Annotated in this window: 19 protein-coding genes; 10 read left to right on the top strand and 9 right to left on the bottom strand. The window is 68.9% G+C overall.

Features of this window, described 5'->3' with window-relative positions:
• Positions 1-28 precede the first annotated feature (28 nt).
• Genes ACWDSJ_RS03475 through ACWDSJ_RS03495 form a run of 5 tightly spaced genes read right to left on the bottom strand, consistent with a single transcriptional unit; the run spans position 29 to position 5,378 of the window.
• The gene (locus ACWDSJ_RS03475; RefSeq protein ID WP_450029070.1) at positions 29-601 is read right to left on the bottom strand and encodes a TetR/AcrR family transcriptional regulator; all 573 of its coding nucleotides are present in this window, start codon (positions 599-601) and stop codon (positions 29-31) included.
• A 43-nt stretch (positions 602-644) separates the two neighbouring features.
• On the bottom strand, positions 645-1,637 hold the full coding sequence (locus tag ACWDSJ_RS03480) for an oxidoreductase (RefSeq protein ID WP_450029071.1): 993 nt from the start codon (positions 1,635-1,637) through the stop codon (positions 645-647).
• Positions 1,638-1,655: 18 nt separating this feature from the next.
• Positions 1,656-3,476, bottom strand: coding sequence for a hypothetical protein (locus tag ACWDSJ_RS03485; RefSeq protein ID WP_450029072.1), 1,821 nt, complete (start codon positions 3,474-3,476; stop codon positions 1,656-1,658).
• A 2-nt stretch (positions 3,477-3,478) separates the two neighbouring features.
• Positions 3,479-4,264 (bottom strand): enoyl-CoA hydratase/isomerase family protein, encoded by a 786-nt coding sequence (locus ACWDSJ_RS03490; protein WP_450029073.1) that lies wholly within the window; start codon positions 4,262-4,264, stop codon positions 3,479-3,481.
• Positions 4,265-4,322: 58 nt separating this feature from the next.
• Positions 4,323-5,378, bottom strand: coding sequence for a DNA polymerase IV (locus ACWDSJ_RS03495; protein WP_450029074.1), 1,056 nt, complete (start codon positions 5,376-5,378; stop codon positions 4,323-4,325).
• 58 nt (positions 5,379-5,436) lie between these two features.
• Between ACWDSJ_RS03495 and ACWDSJ_RS03500 the strand changes: the two genes are divergently transcribed.
• From ACWDSJ_RS03500 to ACWDSJ_RS03510, 3 genes are all read left to right on the top strand, one after another.
• Positions 5,437-6,018, top strand: a complete 582-nt coding sequence (locus ACWDSJ_RS03500; protein WP_450029075.1) for a TetR/AcrR family transcriptional regulator — start codon at positions 5,437-5,439, stop codon at positions 6,016-6,018.
• Positions 6,015-6,455, top strand: coding sequence for a PaaI family thioesterase (locus tag ACWDSJ_RS03505; protein ID WP_450029076.1), 441 nt, complete (start codon positions 6,015-6,017; stop codon positions 6,453-6,455). The genes ACWDSJ_RS03500 and ACWDSJ_RS03505 overlap by 4 nt, the downstream gene beginning before the upstream one ends.
• A gap of 114 nt (positions 6,456-6,569) precedes the next feature.
• Complete coding sequence (locus ACWDSJ_RS03510) at positions 6,570-7,793, top strand: glycosyltransferase 87 family protein (protein ID WP_450029077.1); 1,224 nt, start codon at positions 6,570-6,572, stop codon at positions 7,791-7,793.
• Here the strand turns inward: ACWDSJ_RS03510 and lon are convergent.
• Complete coding sequence (gene lon / locus ACWDSJ_RS03515; RefSeq protein WP_450029078.1) at positions 7,756-10,092, bottom strand: endopeptidase La; 2,337 nt, start codon at positions 10,090-10,092, stop codon at positions 7,756-7,758. The genes ACWDSJ_RS03510 and lon overlap by 38 nt on opposite strands.
• A gap of 141 nt (positions 10,093-10,233) precedes the next feature.
• Here lon and ACWDSJ_RS03520 point away from each other — a divergent pair, with 141 nt between their 5' ends.
• The gene (locus ACWDSJ_RS03520; RefSeq protein ID WP_450029079.1) at positions 10,234-10,461 is read left to right on the top strand and encodes a hypothetical protein; all 228 of its coding nucleotides are present in this window, start codon (positions 10,234-10,236) and stop codon (positions 10,459-10,461) included.
• Positions 10,461-11,054, top strand: coding sequence for a hypothetical protein (locus tag ACWDSJ_RS03525; protein ID WP_450029080.1), 594 nt, complete (start codon positions 10,461-10,463; stop codon positions 11,052-11,054). The genes ACWDSJ_RS03520 and ACWDSJ_RS03525 overlap by 1 nt, the downstream gene beginning before the upstream one ends.
• Here ACWDSJ_RS03525 and ACWDSJ_RS03530 read toward each other — a convergent pair.
• The 3 genes from ACWDSJ_RS03530 to ACWDSJ_RS03540 all read right to left on the bottom strand — a co-directional run bounded on the left by ACWDSJ_RS03530 (position 11,005) and on the right by ACWDSJ_RS03540 (position 13,664).
• The gene (locus ACWDSJ_RS03530) at positions 11,005-12,096 is read right to left on the bottom strand and encodes a hypothetical protein (RefSeq protein WP_450029081.1); all 1,092 of its coding nucleotides are present in this window, start codon (positions 12,094-12,096) and stop codon (positions 11,005-11,007) included. The two genes, ACWDSJ_RS03525 and ACWDSJ_RS03530, sit on opposite strands and share 50 nt — an antisense overlap.
• Positions 12,093-13,190 carry a helix-turn-helix domain-containing protein gene (locus ACWDSJ_RS03535; RefSeq protein WP_450029082.1) on the bottom strand — a complete coding sequence of 366 codons (1,098 nt, stop codon included), beginning with the start codon at positions 13,188-13,190 and terminating at the stop codon, positions 12,093-12,095. Before ACWDSJ_RS03535 ends, ACWDSJ_RS03530 begins: the two co-directional genes overlap by 4 nt.
• 201 nt (positions 13,191-13,391) lie before the next feature.
• The gene (locus ACWDSJ_RS03540; RefSeq protein WP_450029083.1) at positions 13,392-13,664 is read right to left on the bottom strand and encodes a hypothetical protein; all 273 of its coding nucleotides are present in this window, start codon (positions 13,662-13,664) and stop codon (positions 13,392-13,394) included.
• A 194-nt stretch (positions 13,665-13,858) separates the two neighbouring features.
• On the opposite strand from ACWDSJ_RS03540, the gene ACWDSJ_RS03545 reads away from it, so the two are divergent.
• From ACWDSJ_RS03545 to lhgO, 5 genes are all read left to right on the top strand, one after another.
• A complete protein-coding gene (locus ACWDSJ_RS03545) occupies positions 13,859-14,863 on the top strand; it encodes a zinc-binding dehydrogenase (protein ID WP_450029084.1) in 1,005 nt (334 codons plus the stop codon).
• An 87-nt stretch (positions 14,864-14,950) separates the two neighbouring features.
• Entirely contained in the window at positions 14,951-16,306 is a 1,356-nt protein-coding gene (locus tag ACWDSJ_RS03550; protein ID WP_450029085.1) for a hypothetical protein, read from the top strand.
• Between the two features lie 52 nt (positions 16,307-16,358).
• Entirely contained in the window at positions 16,359-17,153 is a 795-nt protein-coding gene (locus ACWDSJ_RS03555) for a TIGR03084 family metal-binding protein (protein ID WP_450029086.1), read from the top strand.
• A 322-nt stretch (positions 17,154-17,475) separates the two neighbouring features.
• Positions 17,476-18,135 (top strand): hypothetical protein, encoded by a 660-nt coding sequence (locus ACWDSJ_RS03560; protein WP_450029087.1) that lies wholly within the window; start codon positions 17,476-17,478, stop codon positions 18,133-18,135.
• Between the two features lie 10 nt (positions 18,136-18,145).
• Entirely contained in the window at positions 18,146-19,330 is a 1,185-nt protein-coding gene (gene lhgO, locus ACWDSJ_RS03565; protein ID WP_450029088.1) for an L-2-hydroxyglutarate oxidase, read from the top strand.
• The last annotated feature ends 29 nt before the right edge of the window (positions 19,331-19,359 follow it).

Below are 19,359 nucleotides of genomic sequence, written 5' to 3' on the forward strand. Positions count from 1 at the left end.
AACACGCCGAGCGGCAATGCTTTTCGGCTCAGAGGCAGTCGAGCGCCACGTCCGCGATGCCCGCGAGCGTCGCCCGATCGGCCCCGCCCCGGGCGGCCACCCGCATCCCGCCGATCGTCGCGCTGACGAACTGCGCGAGATCGGCCGCGGGCCTTTCGGTCCGGATCTCACCGGCCCGCTGACCGGCCTCGATCATCGCGGTGAGGGCGGTGAGCCGCCGGTCCAGATCGGCGCGCAGCAGGTCGGCGACGCCCGCGTCGCGCGGGCCCAGCTCCACGGTGGAATTCACCACCAGGCAGCCGAGCGGATCGTCCTCCGGGGCATCGACGACATTCCACAGCAGTGCGCGCACCCGGTCCTTGACCGGGCCCGCGGCGTCCACGGTGGCGAACAGGCCCGCGTTCTTCTCGTCCATGTACCGGCGCAGCGCCCGGCGGAACAGGTCCGGTTTGCTGCTGAAGGTGTTGTAGATGCTGCTGCGGCCCAGACCCGTCGCGGCGCACAGGTCCTGGGTCGAGGTGGCCTCGTAGCCCGCGGACCAGAACGCGCGCATCGCGGCGTCCACGGCGCGGTCCTCGTCGAACTGCTTGGGACGTGCCATGATCGAACCCTAGCACGTTTTGAATCGCTCAGTCCAAAAAAATTCAGAACTCGCCCGCGACGCCCAGGACCGTGCGGCCGGAGTGGTGTCCGGCGCGAATGGCGTGCAGCACCTCCTCGACGCGGGTGATGGGCGCGTAGTTCTCGAGCAGCGAAAGATGTTGCGGCTTCAGGTCTTTGCCGAGGCGGCCCCACAGGGCGCGGCGCCGCTCGATCGGGTACTGCACGGAGTCGACGCCGAGCAGGGCGACGCCGCGCAGGATGAAGGGCAGGACCGTGGTGGGCAGTTCGGGGCCGCCGGTGAGGCCGCTGACCGCCGCCGCGCCGCCGTACTCGATGGTGCTGAGCACGTGGGCGAGGGATCTACCGCCGACGCTGTCGACCGCGCCCGCCCAGCGCGCCTTGCCCAGCGGCCGCGGTTTGGCGTCGGGATCCTCGGGGAGGCGGCCGATCACCGATTTCGCGCCGAGCGTGGCCAGCAGTTCGCCCGCGTCGGACTTGCCGGTGGAGGCGACCACCTCGAAGCCGAGTCCGGCGAGGATGTCCACGGCCACGCTGCCCACGCCGCCGGTCGCCCCGGTGACCAGGATCGGGCCGGAGTCGGGGGTGAGACCGCAGTCCAGCAGGGCCTGCACGCTCAGCGCCGCGGTGAAACCGGCGGTGCCCAGGGCGGCCGCCTCGCGCGGCGTCAGGCCGTCGAGCGCGACGACCCAGTCGGCCGGGACGCGCGCGTATTCGGCGAAGCCGCCGTTGCGGGAGACGCCGATCTCGTAGCCGTGCGCGATCACCGGGTCGCCGGGGGAGAAGCGCGGGTCGTCGGAGGCGGACACCTCGCCGATGATGTCGATGCCGGGCACGATCGGATAGTTCCGCACCACCCCGCCGCCGCGGGTGATGGCCAGGCCGTCCTTGTAGTTGGCACTGGAGTAGTGCACCTTGATCGTCACCGCGCCGTCGCCGAGGAAGTCGTCGCCGACCTCCTCGCGCGCCAGCGTCACACCGTTGTCCGTCTCGTGCGCCACCATCGCCCAGAACATGATCCCGAGCATAGGTGCTCACCGGTCGTAGTACGCGACGCCGACCGGGCCGACCCCGACGCAGACGTCCAGACCCGGGGTGTGCGAGCCGATCCGGAGGATCTCGCCGTTGCCGATCAGGCGCACGTAGACGGTGTGCAACCCCGCGGTGACCGGGACGACGACGGTCCGGCCGTGTTCGAGGCCGACGGTGATCGCCCCGTCCCGGCTCGCCAGGTAGTTGAGCTGCGCGGTCCACCCGAAATCCAACAGCGGTCCGTCGAGCGCGAGGTCGACCGGTTGTGCGGTGGCGATGTGGTAGCCGCAGCCGGGCACCGGACCCGGCACGATCGCCCGATTCCACCAGATCCGGGCGTCGGTGAGCGCGCCCGAATCGGTGAACATGCGCAGCCTCGGGGTGGAGTCGGCGAACGCCCCCGGCGGCGCGACCGGCGACAGCACCCGGCTCGCCAGATTCTGGGGATGGGTGAGCGGGCTCAGCACATCCCAGGGCACCTCCTGATCGAGCAGCGGCGTTCCGTCCCGCACGGCCGCGCCGGCGTTGGTGAGGTAGGTCCGGGTCGGGCTGATCGACCAGGAGTTCGCGAACGTGACGGTCGACCAGAGGCTGCTGGCCACGAAGGCGATCGTCACGAGCAGGGGCGCGGCGGCTCGGAAACGGTTGCGCGCCACGCTGGTTCGAGGCGCCGACCGGCGGGGACGGGCGCGCAGGAGGAGCGCTCCGGCGGCGGTGAGGACGACCGTCACGTCCGCGAGATAGCGCAGGGACTGCATGAGTTCGGCGGCGGTTCCGGGTCCGCCGCGGATCAGCACGACGGGCAGTTGCGCCAGCAGGACGTAGCCGACGACCATGAGCCACAACGGGATCACCCGGCGACGGGACCGGATCGATTGCGCGACAACCACTCCCAGCGCCAGCCAGGACAGGATCACCGCCCAGCCGGGCGGCGTCGCCCAGGGCGTGGACGGGAGCCAGCGGGCCCAGCTCCACGGGCCGCCCAGCAGGGTCGGGACGATGCCGAGCGAGGTGGCGCTGTGCAGCAGCCGGCGCACGCCCTCGGCGTCGCCGCGGGTGGCCGACGCGTGCGCCACGGTGAGGTAGACCGGCAACCAGCACACCAGGACCGAACCGGTTCCGGCCCAGAGGGTTCCGGCCCGGCGGAGCACCGTGCGCAGGGCGCGCGGGTCGCCGTCCAGGTGCCGCGCCAGGGCCGCGACGGCGAAGGCCACGAACGGCACGACCACGGACTTCTCGAAGAACAGCAGCCCGATCGTCAGCACCACGACCGCCGAGACGGCGTATCGCCGCCGACCGGTGCGGACCAGGGCCACCGCGTCGCCGATCAGCCACGCCATGGCGAATTGCAGTGGCAGGGCGTTCAATCCGGCCGACCACCAGGCCAAGGCGGGCAGGGTGAGCGGGCAGAACAGATAGAACGCGAACGGGAGCAGCACCACCGGGCGGGCGCGGGCGCGCGGCACCAGGATCATCAGCATGCGCAGCACCGCGACCCCGGCCGCGGCCTGCCACAGCAGCAGCGACACCACCGGCCCCGCCCAGTGCAGCGGCGCGATCGCGGTCACCAGCCACGCGGTGGCGAAGGCGAGCGGCATGAAGTGGCCGTCGTGGTCGTACAGCAACAGATCCGCCGACAGCAGCGGATGGTCGCCCGCCCGGCCCACCAGGATCAGATCGTCCCAGTAGAAGTAGCCGCGTCCGGCGACCCAACCGCGAATCACCCACTGCGCCACCAGCATCGCCGCGGCCGCGAGCAGCACCGGCCGCGACCGTCGGGACACGGTCGCGGCCTCGGGCGCCTCGGCCACGGCGACGGCCATCGTCAGCGGAAGGTCGGGGCCCGCTTGGCCAGGAAGGCGGTGATGCCCTCGCGCCCGTCCTCGGAGTCCGCGCAGGCCCCGATGAAGGCGGCCTCGCGCGCGAGTTGCTCCTCGAGGGTGTGGTCGGAGGAGACCAGCAGCAGCTTCTTCACATTCGCGTTGGCGTGCCGGGGTCCGGCGGCGAACTGCTCGGCCAGGGCGTCGACCGCGGCGGTGAGTTCGGCGTCGGGGACCACGCGGTGCACCAGGCCCCAGTCGAGGGCCTCGGCCGCCGACACGGTGCGATTGGTGAGCATGAGTTCCTGGGTGCGGCGCAGGCCGATCAGGCGCGGCAGATAGTAGGACGAGCCGCCGTCGGGGCTCAGTCCGCCACGGGTGTAGGCCATGGTGAACGACGCGGATTCGGCCGCCACCACCAGATCGGCCGCGACCGCCAGGCTGAATCCGGCCCCGGCCGCGATGCCGTTGACCGCCACCAGCAGCAGCGCGTCCATCCGCGCGAACGACGACATGGCCTGATGCAGATCGTCGGCCAGCTGCTTGACGTACGCGCCCGCCCCGGATTCCGCGGCCGCCATGGCCTTCAGATCGCCCCCGGCGGAGAAGAACTTCCCCGCGCCGGTCAGGACGACCACCTTGAGCGTCGGATCGTCGGCGCACAGCGCCGCGAGTTCGGCGAGTTCCCGGCCCAGGGTCGCATCGATTCCGTTGGCCGCCTTCGGCCGGTCGAGCGTGATCCGGGCGGTGGCGCCCGTCCGCTCGAACCGGAGCGTCGCGTAGTCGGTCATGCCGTCGCCTTCCCATCGAGTCTGCCCGCCCAGCATGTCAAATCGCCGCGCGCGGTGATCACCGCGGGACCAGTTCCAGGCGTACGCCGAGCAACCGGACCGGGCGGTCGAGCTCGAATCGGCCGAGGACCTGCACGGCCGCGCGCACGATCGTCGCGACGTCGGCGGTCGGCTCGGGGAGTTTGCGTTGTTTGGTGCGGGTGTAGAACGTGTTGGTGCGCACGGTGACCCCGACGCGCTGGGTGATCCGGTCCGCCTCGATCATCTCCTCGGCCACCTCGGTCGCCAGCCGGACCACCTGTCGTTCGATCTCGGCGCGCTCGGTGAGGTCCTGCGGGAAGGTCTCGGAACGGCTGCGGCCCACGGGAATTCGCGGCTCGGTCACCACGTCGGTGTCGCCGCGCCCGTTGCCGAGCAGCCACAGGTACGGGCCCGTGCTCGGGCCGAACTCCGCGGCCAGGACGGTACGGTCGGCCGCCGCGAGCTGGGCGACGGTCTCGATGCCGAGGGCCGCCAGGCGCGCGGCGATGCGGGCGCCGATGCCCCACAGGGCGCTGGTGGGGCGGTCGGCCATGAGCCGGTCCCAGTTCTCGGCGGTGAGGCGGAAGACGCCGGTGCCGCCGGGCGCGTGCTCGCCCTTGCCGACGGTTTTGGCGAAACCGGTGGCGAGTTTGGCGCGAAGTTTGTTGTCGCCGATGCCGATCGAGCAGGTGAGCGCCAATTCCGCGACGGCGGAACGGATCTCGCGGGCCAGCCGTTCGGGATCGTCGGTGTCGGCGGCGAGGAACGCCTCGTCCCAGCCGAGCACCTCCACCCGCACCGGGAACGCGCGCAGGCGGGCCATGACCTCCTCGGACGCCTCCTCGTAGGTGGCCATGTCCAGCGGCAGGAACACCCCCTCCGGACATTTGCGGGCGGCGGTGCGCAGCGGCATGCCCGCGTACACGCCGAAGGCGCGGGCCGGATAGGACGCGCACGTCACGACCTTGCGGGGCTCGTCGGGATCGCCGTTGCCGCCGACGATGACCGGCCGGTCCCGCAGCTCCGGGTGGCGGCGGAACTCCACCGCCGCCTGGAACTGATCGAGGTCCACGTGCAACAGCCACCGGGGCACCCTCTCGTCTTACCCCACCCGGGTGACAATCCGGCGGAACCAGAATAATATTCTGTTCGTGAAGATTCGTGATCGGTTGCTGCTGGCGGCCGAGCGGCAGTTCGCCGAGCACGGGACGGTCGAGACCACCCTGGGCCAGATCCGCGACGCCGCCGGCGCGAGCGTGGGCGCGCTGTACCACCACTTTCCGGACAAGGCCGAGCTGTACCGGCAGGTGTGGGCGAACGCGCTCGCGGACTATCAGCGGAATCTGTGGGCCGTGGTCGGCGCGAGCGTCGACGCGCGCGCCGGGATCACCGGCGGCGTGGTCGCGCATCTGCGCTGGGTCACCGAGAACCAGTACCGGGCCGCGGTGCTCACCTCGGCGCGGCCGCCGGGGGTGCGCGAGAGCGAGTCCAATCAGGTGTTCCTGCGCGATGTCTGGCGGTGGTGGCGCACCCACGCGGCCTACGGCACCGTGCGCGATCTCGGCTTCGATCTGGTGTACGCGCTGTGGCTGGGGCCCGCCCAGGAGTACGCGCGGCACTGGCTCGGCGGCGAGATCACCACCGCGCCCACCGCCGTCGCCACCGAACTGGCCGAATCCGCCTGGGCCGCATTGCGCGCGCCCGCATCCGACGAATCAGGAGCATCCCGATGACCGCCCTCCCCGATCTCGACCTGGCCCGGAAAGTCCTTGCGGCGCAACCGTTCAGCGTGCTCGTCGGCGCGGAGATCAGCGCGTACGGCGACGGGGCGGCCACGCTGGTGGTCCCCATCCGGCCCGAACTGGGTCAGCAGTTCGGTTATGTGCACGGCGGGGTGCTGGCCTACGCGGCCGACAACGCGCTCACCTACGCGGCCGGATCGGTGCTCGGGCCCAACGTGCTGACCGGCGGGTTCTCCATCACCTATCTGCGGCCCGCCGCGGGGGTGCGGCTGCGGGCCGAGGCGCGGGTCACCGGGGCCACCCGGCGGCAGGCGGTGTGTCACTGCGAGATCTACGCCGAACCCGAGCACGGGGAGCCGGTTCTGGTCGCGGCGGCGCAGGGCACGACCCGCGCGGTCGAGCGGGAATTGACCACGCCGGCATCCTGATTCGGCCGTTCTCGGTGACCTCGGTCTTCGGGGCATGACGCGGCGGGTCTTCTTTAGCTAGGTTAAACGGTCGTGCGTCCATCACCGCCGCTTCGCGCGCGTACCACGCTCCGGGTGCTGGGGATCGTCGCGGTGCTGGCGGTCGTGCTGGTGTTCACGCTCGTGGATCCGTGGCTGGATCGCGCGGGCATCCTGGTGGGCGGGCTGGATGTGCACGTCTATCGGGACGGGGCCTGGAAGATCCTGCACGGGCATCCGCTGTACACCGAGCCCAGCGTGTACGGGTTGTTCTACACCTACACGCCGTTCTCCACGCTGCTGTTCATCCCGATCGCGCTGTATCCGTGGGGATGGGTCACCAACACCTGGCTCCTGGTGAATCTGGGCGTGCTGTTCGGCTGCGTGCTGCTGTGCTGGCGGATTCTGGGGTATCGGCTCGAGCGGCGAATCGTGGCCGTGAGCGCGGTGGTCGCGCTGGCCTGCGTCTTCGTCGAGCCCGTGCGCACCACGCTGTACTACGGGCAGATCAACCTGGTGCTGATGGCGTTGGTGCTGTGGGACTGCGCGCGGCGCGAGGGCGACCGGTGGCGCGGGGTCGGCGTCGGGCTGGCGGCGGGGATCAAGCTGGTTCCGCTGTTCTACGTGGTGTATTTCCTCGCGCTGCGGCGCTATCGGACGGCCGTGACCGCGGCGGCGGTGTTCCTGGCGACCGTGGTCGTCTCGGCGCTGGTGCTGCCCGCGGATTCCCGGCAGTACTGGACCTCGACGTTCTTCCACTCGGAGCGGATCGCGCAGGACACCCACGCGGCCAATCAATCCCTGCGCGGGGCGATCGCCCATCTGCTGGGGCATTCCGCGCCGGTGTGGTTGTGGGTGCCGCTCGCGGTCGTCGTCGCGGTGGCCGGGCTGAGCATCGCGGTCGCGTGGTATCGACGCGACGAGCGGCTGCTGTCGATCGCGGTGGCCGGGATGACCGCGTGCGGGGTGTCGCCGTTCTCGTGGAGTCACCACTGGGTGTGGCTGGTGCCGTTGCTGGTTCACCTCGTGCATCGGGCGCAGACCCGGCCGTGGTGGTGGGCGCTTGCGGGCCTGGTGTATCTGGCCGCCGGATCGTGGACCTACGAGTGGACGCCGCAGTGGGTGGTGGTCGGGTTGATCATGTACCCGCCGACGTGGGTGATCGCGCCGATCCTGATGAATCTGTACGTGACGATGTTGCTGATCCTGTTGGCGGCGTCGGCGATTCGCCTGTGGTGGCCGCGGCCCACCACCAGAGTGGGCCGCGGCCAACGGTTTTCGCTCAGGCCGAGGCGAGCGCCTGGTACGCCGGTTCGGTGACCGGTTCGATCGCGTAGGCCAGGATCTCGGCCACGTCGGCGACCGGGCGGACGTCCAGCGCGGCGAGCACGTCGGCCGGGACCTCGTCCAGATCCGGCTCGTTGCGGGCCGGGATGAACACGGTCTTCAGGCCCGCGCGCTGGGCGGCCAGCAACTTCTGCTTGACGCCGCCGATCGGCAGCACCCGGCCGTTCAGCGTGACCTCACCGGTCATGCCGACATCGGCGCGGACCTGCCGGCCCAGCGCCAGCGACACCACGGCGGTGACCATGGTGACGCCCGCCGACGGACCGTCCTTGGGCACCGCGCCCGCGGGGAAGTGGATGTGGATGTTGCGATCCAGCACCGCGGGCTCGATCCCGATCTCCTCGAGATGCGAACGGACGTAGGTCAGCGCGATCTGCGCGGACTCCTTCATGACGTCGCCCAGCTGACCGGTGAGGGTGAGCGAGCGCTCGCCCTCGGCGGCGTTGGCCTCGATGTAGAGGACGTCGCCGCCCGCGCCCGTCACCGCCAGGCCGGTCGCCACGCCCGGGACCGCGGTGCGTTCCACCGAATCCGGGGTGAAGCGCGGACGGCCCAGGTAGTCCCGCAGATTCGCCGGTTCGACGACGATCGGGGCGGTTGTCTCGCCTTGGGAGAGCCGGGTCGCGGCCTTGCGCAACGCCTTCGCGATGAGGCGTTCCAGCTGCCGCACGCCCGCCTCGCGGGTGTGGTTCGCGGCGATCTCGCGCAGCGCCTCGTCGGTGACGCGCACCTCGTCGGTGGTCAGCGCGTTGCGTTCCAGCTGGCGCGGGACCAGGAAGTCGCGGGCGATGGCCACCTTGTCGTCCTCGGTGTAGCCGTCGACCGTGATGAGTTCCATGCGGTCCAGCAGCGGGCCCGGGATGGTGTCCATGACGTTGGCGGTCGCGATGAACAGCGCGTCGGACAGGTCCAGATCCAGGTCCAGGTAGTGGTCGCGGAAGGTGTGGTTCTGCGCGGGGTCCAGGACCTCGAGCAGCGCCGCCGCCGGATCGCCGCGGTAGTCCGAGCCGACCTTGTCGATCTCGTCCAGCAGCACGACGGGATTCATCGAACCCGCCTCCTTGACCGCGCGCACGATCCGGCCGGGCAGCGCGCCGACGTAGGTGCGCCGGTGGCCGCGGATCTCCGCCTCGTCGCGCACGCCGCCCAGGGCGACGCGAACGAACTTGCGGCCCAACGCCCGTGCGACGCTCTCGCCGAGCGAGGTCTTGCCCACGCCGGGCGGGCCGACGAGCACCAGCACCGCGCCGGAGCCGCGACCGCCGACGACCTCGAGTCCGCGCTCGGCGCGGCGGGCGCGCACGGCCAGGTACTCGACCATGCGATCCTTCACCTCGTCCAGGCCGTGGTGGTCGGCGTCGAGGACCGCGCGGGCGGCCGAGACATCGGTCGAGTCCGTGGTTTTCACGGTCCACGGCAGTTCGAGCACGGTGTCGAGCCAGGTGCGGATCCAGCCCGCCTCCGGGCTCTGATCGCTGCCGCGCTCGAGCCGGTCGACCTCGCGCAGGGCGGCCTCGCGGACTTTGTCGGGGAGGTCGGCCTGTTCGACGCGGGTGCGGTAGTCCTCGGCGCCGTCGGGCTCGTTCTCGCCCAGTTCCTTGCGGATCGCGTTGAGCTGCTGGCGCAGCAGGAACTCGCGCTGGGACTTCTCCATCCCCTCGCGCACGTCCTCGCTGATCTTCTCGGTGACCTCCATCTCGGCGATGTGGTCGCGCACCCAGCCGATCAGCGTGGTGAGCCGTTCGGCGACGTCCGGGGTCTCGAGGAGTTCGCGCTTCTGCTCGTTGGTCAGATAGGGCGCGTAGCCCGCGGTGTCGGCCAGCGCCGACGGATCGGTCATCTGCTCGACCATGTCGATCACCTGCCACGCCTCGCGACGTTGCAGCACCGACACGACCAGCTTCTTGTACTCGGCGGCGAGTTCGCGGGTGCGGCCGTCCGGCTCACCGGTCTCCACCGGTTCGGCCTCGACCCACAGCGCGGCCCCCGGCCCGGTCACCCCGTGCCCGATCCGCGCGCGCCGCTCGGCCCGCAACACCGCCGCCTTCGCACCCCCGCGCATCCGCCCGACCTGCTCGATCGTGGCGACCACGCCATAGCCCGCGTACCCCTCCGCCAACCGCGGCGCGAGCAGCACGGACTCCAGATTCGCCGCCTTCGCGGCATCGATCGCGGCCTGCGCCGATTCGTCCAGTTCGATCGGCACCACCATCCCGGGCAGCACGATCGGATCGGTCAGGAACAGCACCGGTAGTCGTTGTGGGGTAGTCATCGTTTTCGAGCCCCTTCCAAAGTTGAGCGCTACCTACTCAACCTGGCGGGGTGGTCCATTGTTCCGGACGGATGTTCACCGGCAGCGAAACGACCGACTGACTTGCTTTCTTAATATTAATAAGACTGCTAAGATCAGTTGATGGGCGTGCAGGGCCAGGTCTACGGGCCACGGACGATCACGAAGGTCTACCAGGTATCGGTTCCCGCCGCGTTGCTCCGAAAAGTAGGGCTCGACAAGCACTCTCAGGTCTGTTTCGCTGTCTCGGAGGAGGATCCGGCGATGATCTGCATGTTCGCAGCGGACCGAACGCAAGTTGGCCCGGCGCCCGACAGCGACAATCCGGTGCCGTCTACTGTTGCACGCTGATGACTGACCAGCGAACTTCTGGACGACAGTGCGTTGCACCGCCGCAGATCGAGGATGCTGTTCGGGCGGCAACCTGGTGCGGTGTAGTGCTGCCCCGCACCAAAGTCAGCGATTTCATGGTTTTTCCGGTCGTGGAGATCATCCCGGACGCTTGGACTGAGCGTTTAGTCAACGGCTACGGTCCTGAGCTGGATCGATCCACGCTGGGAATCTGGGAATCATGGACGCCCGATATGGGTGATCCGCCGCCCAGGTCGCCCGTGTCGATCGTCGGTTTCGTCTCGACGGCAATGAAAGCCGCAGACGCGCTGCATGCACTCGACTCACTCGCTGGTTACGGCGCAGGATTGTGGCTGACATCAGGATCCCGCAGCCCATCAGCATGGACGCTATCCAAATTTGACGTCGGCGGAGTTGCCGTCGTACATGAGCAGGCGGGCAACGTCGATGTGCTGGTGGAGGGTCGGCGTGGACCGATAGCTACCGCACGACGCATGGTGTCGACGCGGCACAAAGAGGAAGTGCTGTTCGGGTCAGCGCTCGCTATCGGGTACTCGCCTGCGGATGCGGTGTCGACGACACCCACGCCTTGAGTGCCTTCGACGGTTCCCATGCCCTGTTGCTTCTATTCAGGATCAGCTCGTGATTCGCCTGGGCGACAGCGCACATCGTCTTCCACTCACTGCCCCGGCTCTCCGGAGGATGCGCCAGAAGCAGCTGCGCCTGCTTCGCCAGAGCTGCGATCGAATGCTCGAATGCCGCTGTCTCCGGGTATGGATGATTGATGATCCACTCGAGCGACCGGCCCATACATACAGTGCAGTCACACTTCCACAAGTCGAGCTCGGGGTTTCGGGTGATGCCGTCCTCGATAGTGTTAAGGCGCCTGTAGGACAACAACGCCGGCACGTAAGCAGCCGGCGGGGGCGTGAATCCGCCGGGTCCGTCGGTGATCGGGTAGATATGACGCAACGCCGACTTGGTACCGACCGACACCGCTGCGGCACCGTGCGCGAGAGCACCAAGTACCGAAGTGTCCGATCGCAGCAACAGCACTGGCACCGGACAGCGCAGCACCGCAATCAACCCCGAGACTGCCGTCTTGGTCGCGAGCGGATCCCCGTCCGACTCCAGCATCAGAGCAACGGGCGCGTCGGCTGCGGTCAGCTCAGCGATGAGGGCCTCATGGTCGTTCGTCAACCACTGGATCGCCAAAGGTAGCGCCGTAACTACTTGTGTGAGCTCTGCGCCCCAGCGGAGCACGGCGCGCAGTGCGGCGAGATCATTGGCGGGGATGTAGCCAGAATCGGTTAGTGCCCAGCGCAACCCGCCTTTGATCTGCATGTTGATCCAGTCGGTGGTCATGCAGCTAGCGCCTATGCCGCGATTCTTGCCGCTGTAGCGGCTCGCGTCGAGCAGAATCGCCGCGCGGGGGTTCGCCTGCTGGATATAGCTGATCGCCTGCTTCGCGTCAGACCTGTCGCGAGTGGTAATTACCGCGCCTACGTCGTGCGAGCGAGTCAATGGCGTAAGTACCTGCGCCCAGGATGCCGGCGCGTGCGCCATGAACGGCGGCCCGAAGTTCGGCAGCTCGTCAGGTCCGTCGAAAATCAGCGCCTCTTCGATGCCGCTCACGATCTCACCGCCTGCAGGTTGGTGCCCGAGGTTTCTCGCACGTAGTGCTCGCGGAACGCCTCCGGTGTCATGTAGGCAATCCGCGCGATGTCCGCATCGCTGTAACCATGCCGAGATCGGTAGGTTTCGATGACGGAGTCGAGCAGGCATGCCCGCTCGACAGGGAGATCGATGGGTTCCACTGTGTTCCATCCGAACTTGGACAGTTTGATCCGGAATTCCCGGAACTGGCGGTCGCTGATCAGATCGAGCGTCTTGGCACGCTGGATCAGCGCGGCGATCGACACCTTCCACTGTGCCTTCAGTTCCATCAGGCGAGGGAAGTCGCGTGTAGTCAGTCCGTGTAGCTGTGGCTGGATGTCCTCGGCTGGCATCAAGAACTCGGCGGCGAACAGATCGGCCTGCTGTTCTTGCTCAGAATTGGGCAGCACATGCATCATGATGTGTCCCAATTCGTGACAAATGGTGAATCGTTCACGATCGGGCGGCAACCCTGTCCGGACGACCATGAGTGGCGCCTTGCCCCGGGGCCAGGTGCTGAAGGCATCCTGCGCTGTGGAATCGAGTGCGCGCGCGACGATCACGATGCCGATGTCGTCGAGCAAGGTGTGCAGATTGCTGATCGGCCCACTCGGAATTCTCCAGCGGGCTCGAAGCAGCCGAGCGACATGTGCGGCATCCCCGCCGAATTCGTCGATGTCCATTCGTTCGAGGGCGATGTCTGCGCCGCCGTCGACCCCAGTCAGCAAGGCATCGACAGTGATCCGCGTCAGGTGGCTCACGGCTTCGATCTTCTTCGCGGTCCCAACTGTGATCTTGCTGTGTCGTCGACGATGGAACATGCAGGACACCTCGATACCCTGCTGCGCTTCGTGATTAGTCAATAGCGCAGGGGGACAGCCCAGTACGTCGGCGAAGGCAACCAAACGTTCAGCGGTCAGCTCGGTCAGTCCATTCTCGACCTTGGATACGAATCCCTGAGTCACGCCCGCAGCCTGCGCCAGGTCAGCCTGCGACCAGCCCTTCGCCTCACGAACCAGAGTCACCATCCGCGGGCTAGCGGAACCGAGGTCGCGCATCTCGGAGGAGTGCATAACGACGAGACTACCGGGGCGATGAATTATTTCGCTCATTTCTGCCGGTGTGTCGGAACGGCTTGACGATGAAGCAGTTCGATTCGGCCCTGGGCGGGGCCCACACCCGATTCACGAAATCACGTACCACACGTCACTCAGAAGGTAGCTGGTCAAGGCCGTGCCGTTCCGACACTTCACGGCGGAACCTACAGGCGGCGGTCAGCTCCGGCGGACTCTGCGGGCCGGTCGGGTGAGGGTGAGTTCGGCTGGCGAGAAGGCCAGGGTGTCGTTGACGCCTGCCGGGCGGACGCGCAGGAAGTCGGGTTCGGAGGGGTCGGCGATGGCGATTATCTTGCCGGAGCGGCCTTCCGGGATGCCTACGGCTTGGGGGGTGAACCAGACGGTGGGGTGGCGACCGGCTTCGAGGTCGGCCATCAGTTGGCGGATCTCGGTGTCCGACAAGGGTTTCGGGTCGGTGCGGGGTGAGGGCACGGTGCACTCCGGTGGATCGTGAACATGGCGCACTTCCGAGCATGCACGAGAAGGGGTGAGGTTCGCGTGTCGAGTGGGCCTCGAAGCTCTCGAACATACTTTCGAGAGGGTAGCTCGAGTTCAGGGGAGTCGCTATCGGGTGGGGCGGTGGAATACTCGGGGGCGACCTGTCGACGCCGACGCGAGGAGAGAGCATGCTGGCCGCACGTCTTCATCTGGGATCAGAACGTCGGCTCGAGGTGGAGGAGGTGCCGGTTCCGGAGCCGGGGGCGGATCATGTGTTGATCAAGGTGGAGGCGGCGGGGGTGTGTCTGTCGGATGTGCATCTCATCGATGGGACGTTGACGCCGCTGTATCTGAAGGGGGATGTTGTCACGCTCGGGCACGAGGTGGCGGGGACCGTGCACGCGCTGGGGCCGGGGGTGTCGCAGGCGAAGGTGGGGGATCGAGTCGTGTTGCAGGCGGGGGAGTTGCGCAACGGGGCGGTGTTCACGCGCGGGGTGGACTACGACGGCGGGTGGGCGGAGTACGCGCTGGCGCGGGTCGACACGCTGGTGCCGCTGCCGGACGATCTGCCGTTCGAGCAGGCGTGTTTCATTCCCGACGCGGTGTCGACGCCGTGGGCCGCGATCACCGCGACCGCGCAGGTGCGCCCGGCCGAACCCGTCGGGGTGTGGGGTGTGGGCGGGCTGGGGGCGCACGGGGTGCAGTTGTTGCGGCTGATCGGCGCGGCGCCGATCATCGCGGTCGATCCGTTGCCCGCGGCGCGGCAGCGGGCGCTGGAGTTCGGCGCGGATCACGCCTTCGATCCGGGTGAATCCGATTTGCGCACAAAGGTTTTCGAGGTGACGGGCGGGGCGGGGCTGGCGGCGGCGTTCGACTTCGCCGGGGTGCCCGCGGTGCGGGAGCAGGCCGCGGTGTGCCTGGGGCCGGGCGGGCGGTTGGTGCTGGTCGGGCTGACCGACAAGCCGATCACGATCACGCACGGGACCATGTTCAGCTTCTTCCAGCAGCAGTTGCGCGGGCACTACGGTTCGCAGCCGGAGCACGTCGATCAGCTGGTCCAGTTGCAGCGCCTGCACCGCATCGACTTCGCGCGCTCGGTGAGCGGGGTGCTGCCGCTCGCGGACGCGGCCAAGGCCGTGCACTCGCTCGAGGCCAAGGAGGGCAATCCGATTCGCCTGGTCCTGAAGCCGTGACGGCGCGATTGACACCCGCATAAGCCAATGAGAACGTTGGGGTCCCAATAGCTCGAGGTTCGGATCAGATCAAGGGGGCTTCCCACGATGACGACACTCGCGGGTGGGGTGTTCATCGATTGGGAGCACCTCACCGGCCAGCCCAAGATCGTCGTGGACCTGATCACCTTTCCGATCTTCAGCGGGCTGGCCGGGTGGCTGACCAACTGGACCGGCGTGCTCATGCTGTTCTGGCCGGTGTTCTTCCGGGGTGTGCGGATTCCGGGGCTCCAGGTGCTGTATCCGTATTTCCCGCGGCGGGTGCAGGTGCTGCCGACGTTCTCCGGGGACGGGCGGCGGATCGGGTTCCAGGGGTTCATCCCCGCGCGGGCGGAGAAGATGGCCAGCATCTGCGTGGACATGGCCATCATGCGGATCGGCAGTCCGAAGGACTTCATCCACGAACTCGATCTCGAGGGCGTCGCGGACTACATCGCCGAGGTGGCCCGCGAGCGGGTGCGGCCGATCGTCGACGAGATCATGACGCGGGAGAATCCGGAGCTGTGGCGGGCCGTGCCGCGTCCGGCGCGCGCGATGCTCTATCAGCGCATCGCGCGGGAGCTGCCGGAACTGACCCGGCGGGCGTTCGAACAGCTCGGCGACAATGTCGACCAGCTCATCGATATCAAGAGCTTCGTCATCCGCTATCTGCGCGCGAACCCGAACATCCTCAAGGATCTGACCACCACGATCGCCGCGCCGGAACTGCGGTTCATGATTCGGATCGGCCTGCTCGGCGCGCCGTTCGGCCTGCTGCTCGCGCTGTATATGCAAGTGCACCACGACATTCCGATCGTCGGCTGGATTCCGGGCTGGGCCGTGGTGCTCGCGGCGGCCGCGGCGATCGGGGTCGCGGTGAACGTGATCGCGATCAAGATGGTGTTCGAACCCGGCGATCCGCAGCCGCGCTACAAGTACCTGTGGCGGCAGGCGCTGCTGGCCAAGCGGCAGCCGCAGGCCGCCGCCGACCTCGGCCACCTGCTGGCCTATCAGGTGCTGACCCTGCCCAATCTGGCCAACGAACTGCTCGACGGGCCGAACGGCGACAAGACCCGCCAGCTCATCGAGCATCTGATCTCCGACGAGATCCACCGCCAACTCGGCCCGACCACCTCGGTGGTGCGAATGGCCTTCGGCCGCCGCCAGTTCGACAATCTCACCGCCGGGGCCACCAGCGCGGCCGTCGGCCTCGCCCCGAGCCTGGTGGCGGACGAGGAGTTCGCGCGCGAACAGGCCGGGAAGATCGACGATTTCGCGACCCGCAAACTGCGGCAGCTCACGCCCGGCGAGTTCATGGAGATGTTCTACGCCTCGGTCGAACAGGACGCCTGGCTGCTGTATCTGCACGGGGCGGTGCTCGGCCTGGTGGTCGGCGGGGTACATCTGATCCTGTTCGGCTGGTGAATAACAAGCACGCGTGCTTGCATTTTTTCGGGGGCGTTGCGATGCTGAACGCGTGGTTGATCTCCCGGCGCTGCTCGCCGACTTCGACGCGGAATGCGCGGATCTGGACGCGTTGGTCGGCGCGCTGCCGCCGGACCGTTGGGCGCTGCCCACCCCGGCCGAGGGCTGGACCATCGCCCATCAGATCGGCCATCTGACCTGGACCGACGAGGTCGCGGCGCTGGCCGCCACCGATGCCGAGGGGTTCGGCGAGCTGGTGCGCGAGGCGACGCCGCGGGTGCTGACCTTCGTCGACGAGGCCGCCGCCGAGACCGCGGCCATGCCCGCGCCCGAGTTGCTGACGCGCTGGCGGCGCGGCCGGGCGGTGCTGGCCGAGGCGCTGCGCGCGGTGCCGCCGGGTGTCAAACTGCCGTGGTTCGGGCCGCCGATGAGCCCGGCGTCGATGGTCAGCGCGCGGCTGATGGAGACCTGGGCGCACGGGCAGGATGTGGCCGACGCGCTCGGCGCGGTGCGGCCGCCGACCGCGCGGTTGCGGCATATCGCCCATCTCGGCGTGCGGACCCGGAACTTCGCCTATCAGGTGCACGGTCGCACCCCGCCCGACCAGGAGTTCCGGGTGGAATTGCGGGCGCCCGACGGGCAGGTCTGGAGCTGGGGTCCCGACGACGCGGCGCAGCGGGTCGAGGGGTCCGCGCTGGACTTCTGCCTGCTGGTGACCCAGCGCCGCCATCCCGAGGACCTGGGGATCACGGCCGTGGGCGCGGACGCGGCGGAGTGGCTGGGCATCGCGCAGGCGTTCGCGGGTCCGGCCGGGAGTGGTCGCGCGGCGGGACAGTTCGCCGGATAGCTGGAGCGGGCGAGCGCCAACTCTGGGTGCGCCGTGCCGTTGCCGACCGGACGCCGTTGGCCGGAGGTTTTCGAGTTGGCAGTCGAAGCGGGCGCTCGCCTGCTGACTATCTGTTTACCCACTGGTTCCGTAGCGGAAACACCTGGACCACAAAGAAATTCGCGCGCGCGGATTATGACAATTGTCCGCGTTCACACTGTGATCTTGACCAAGCCCCCGCGACGGGGTCGGGCGCGGCGCAGTAGTCTGGACAAGCGTTCGGCTTTCAACGGTGCGAGTCGGCGTTCAGGGGGACCCGAGGGGAGAGGGAAAGGAACGCACCGTGACGTCGCAGCATTCCGCGACCGGGCGCCGCACCACGACCCGGCGTTCGGTCCAGATCCTCCAGCACACGGCGATCGTCACCGCGGGGATGGCCAGCATCGGTTTGACCGTCGCGGCGGGGACCTACATCGTCAACCAGATCGCGCAGAGCGGGCTGGGCCCCGGCACCGAATTCAGCGAACCCGGCGCGGGCCGCGTCGAACCGGGCCCGGCCGACGAGCCCCGCGCCCGCGAATCGGGTACGCCCGCAACGATTTCCACGCCGGTCGGCCTGGTGGTGGAGACCCGCCGCCTGCCGGATCCGGTGGCCGAACCGCCGCTGCCCGCGCCGGTTCCGGTCGCGCCCGCCGCACCCGCCCCCGCGAGCGCGGCGACGGCCGCCACGCCGCAGACCGGTCCCGCCCCGCTCCGGGTGCGGCTGCCCGGCGACACCTATGTGGGGGCGAATGTCGTTCGCGATCAACCGGATTCGCTCACCATGACGGTGGACACGAATGTGCCCGCGGCGGTGACCACGGCGCTGACGCAGCGGCCCGGGTCGGCCGGGGTCACCCGGCTCAGCACCGGGGTGGACACCCACAGCGGGCGGATCACCGTCACGCTGACGGATCCGGTGCTCGGCGACCGTTCCGTGCGCTGGGCCGATCCGGCTGTGTGACACTGCCCGGGTGTACGACTACTGCGTGATCGGCGGCGGCATCGTCGGTGTCGCCACCGCGCACCGCATCCGCGCGACCCACCCCGGGTCGAGCGTGCTGCTGCTGGAGAAGGCCGGGCGGCTCGCGGTCCATCAGACCGGGCACAACAGCGGGGTGATCCACTCCGGGATCTACTACGAGCCCGGCAGCCTCAAGGCGCGGCTGTGCCGCGAGGGGGCGCGGCGGACCGTGGAGTTCGCCGCGGCGCACGGCATTCCGTACGAGGTGTGCGGGAAGCTGTTGGTCGCCACCGACGCCGCCGAGCACGCGCGGATGCTGGCGCTGTACGAACGCTCGGTCGCCAACGGCGTCGAGGTGGATCTGCTCGACGCCGCCGAACTGGTCCGGCGCGAACCGCACGTCACGGGCGTGGGCGCGCTGTTCGTGCCGAGCACCGGCATCATCGACTACACCCGGGTGACCGCCGCGCTGGCCGACGAATTCCGTTCCGGCGGTGGGGAGATCGTGTTCGGGGCGGAGGTCACCGCCGTTGCCGAGAGTTCGGACGCGGTCACCGTCTCGGGTCCGGCCGGGTCGTGGCGGGCGCGGCGGCTGGTGGCCTGCGCGGGGTTGCAGGCCGATCGGGTGGCGCGGCTGGCGGGGCTGCGAGTTCCGGTGCGGATCGTGCCCTTTCGCGGCGAGTACTACCGGTTGCCCGACGATCGCAAGGGTTTGGTGCGCACGCTCGTCTATCCCGTGCCCGATCCCGAATTGCCGTTCCTGGGCGTGCATCTGAGCCCGACCATCGACGGGGAGCTGACCGTCGGGCCCAACGCCGTGCTCGGGCTCGCGCGGGAGGGGTATCGCAAGGGCAGCTTCGATGCGCGCGACGCGCGAGAGGTGCTGGGCTATCGGGGATTTCACCGGGTGGCCGCGGCCCATGTCCGCACCGGGCTGCGGGAACTGCGCAATTCGCTGTTCAAGCGGGGTTATCTGGCCGAATGCCGAAGGTACTGCCCGGAATTGACGCTCGCCGATCTGTTGCCGCGCGAGGCGGGCATCCGCGCTCAGGCCGTCGCCGCGGACGGCACGCTCGTGCACGACTTCCTGATCGAGCGGACCGACCGGACGGTGCACGTGCTCAACGCGCCCTCGCCCGCGGCCACCTCGGCGCTGCCGATCGCCGACCACATCGTGGCATCGCTGAACAACTGACCGTTTGCCACGGGTTCCCCGACACGCCC

This window comes from Nocardia sp. NPDC003482 (genome assembly GCF_053588115.1).

Coding starts and splice junctions, on each gene's coding strand:
- ACWDSJ_RS03475 (WP_450029070.1), bottom strand. CDS start 601: ATGGCACGTCCCAAGCAGTTCGACGAGGACCGCGCCGTGGACGCCGCG.
- ACWDSJ_RS03545 (WP_450029084.1), top strand. CDS start 13,859: ATGCTGGCCGCACGTCTTCATCTGGGATCAGAACGTCGGCTCGAGGTG.
- ACWDSJ_RS03525 (WP_450029080.1), top strand. CDS start 10,461: ATGACTGACCAGCGAACTTCTGGACGACAGTGCGTTGCACCGCCGCAG.
- ACWDSJ_RS03520 (WP_450029079.1), top strand. CDS start 10,234: ATGGGCGTGCAGGGCCAGGTCTACGGGCCACGGACGATCACGAAGGTC.
- ACWDSJ_RS03535 (WP_450029082.1), bottom strand. CDS start 13,190: ATGCACTCCTCCGAGATGCGCGACCTCGGTTCCGCTAGCCCGCGGATG.
- ACWDSJ_RS03490 (WP_450029073.1), bottom strand. CDS start 4,264: ATGACCGACTACGCGACGCTCCGGTTCGAGCGGACGGGCGCCACCGCC.
- ACWDSJ_RS03550 (WP_450029085.1), top strand. CDS start 14,951: ATGACGACACTCGCGGGTGGGGTGTTCATCGATTGGGAGCACCTCACC.
- ACWDSJ_RS03480 (WP_450029071.1), bottom strand. CDS start 1,637: ATGTTCTGGGCGATGGTGGCGCACGAGACGGACAACGGTGTGACGCTG.
- ACWDSJ_RS03505 (WP_450029076.1), top strand. CDS start 6,015: ATGACCGCCCTCCCCGATCTCGACCTGGCCCGGAAAGTCCTTGCGGCG.
- ACWDSJ_RS03485 (WP_450029072.1), bottom strand. CDS start 3,476: ATGGCCGTCGCCGTGGCCGAGGCGCCCGAGGCCGCGACCGTGTCCCGA.
- lon (WP_450029078.1), bottom strand. CDS start 10,092: ATGACTACCCCACAACGACTACCGGTGCTGTTCCTGACCGATCCGATC.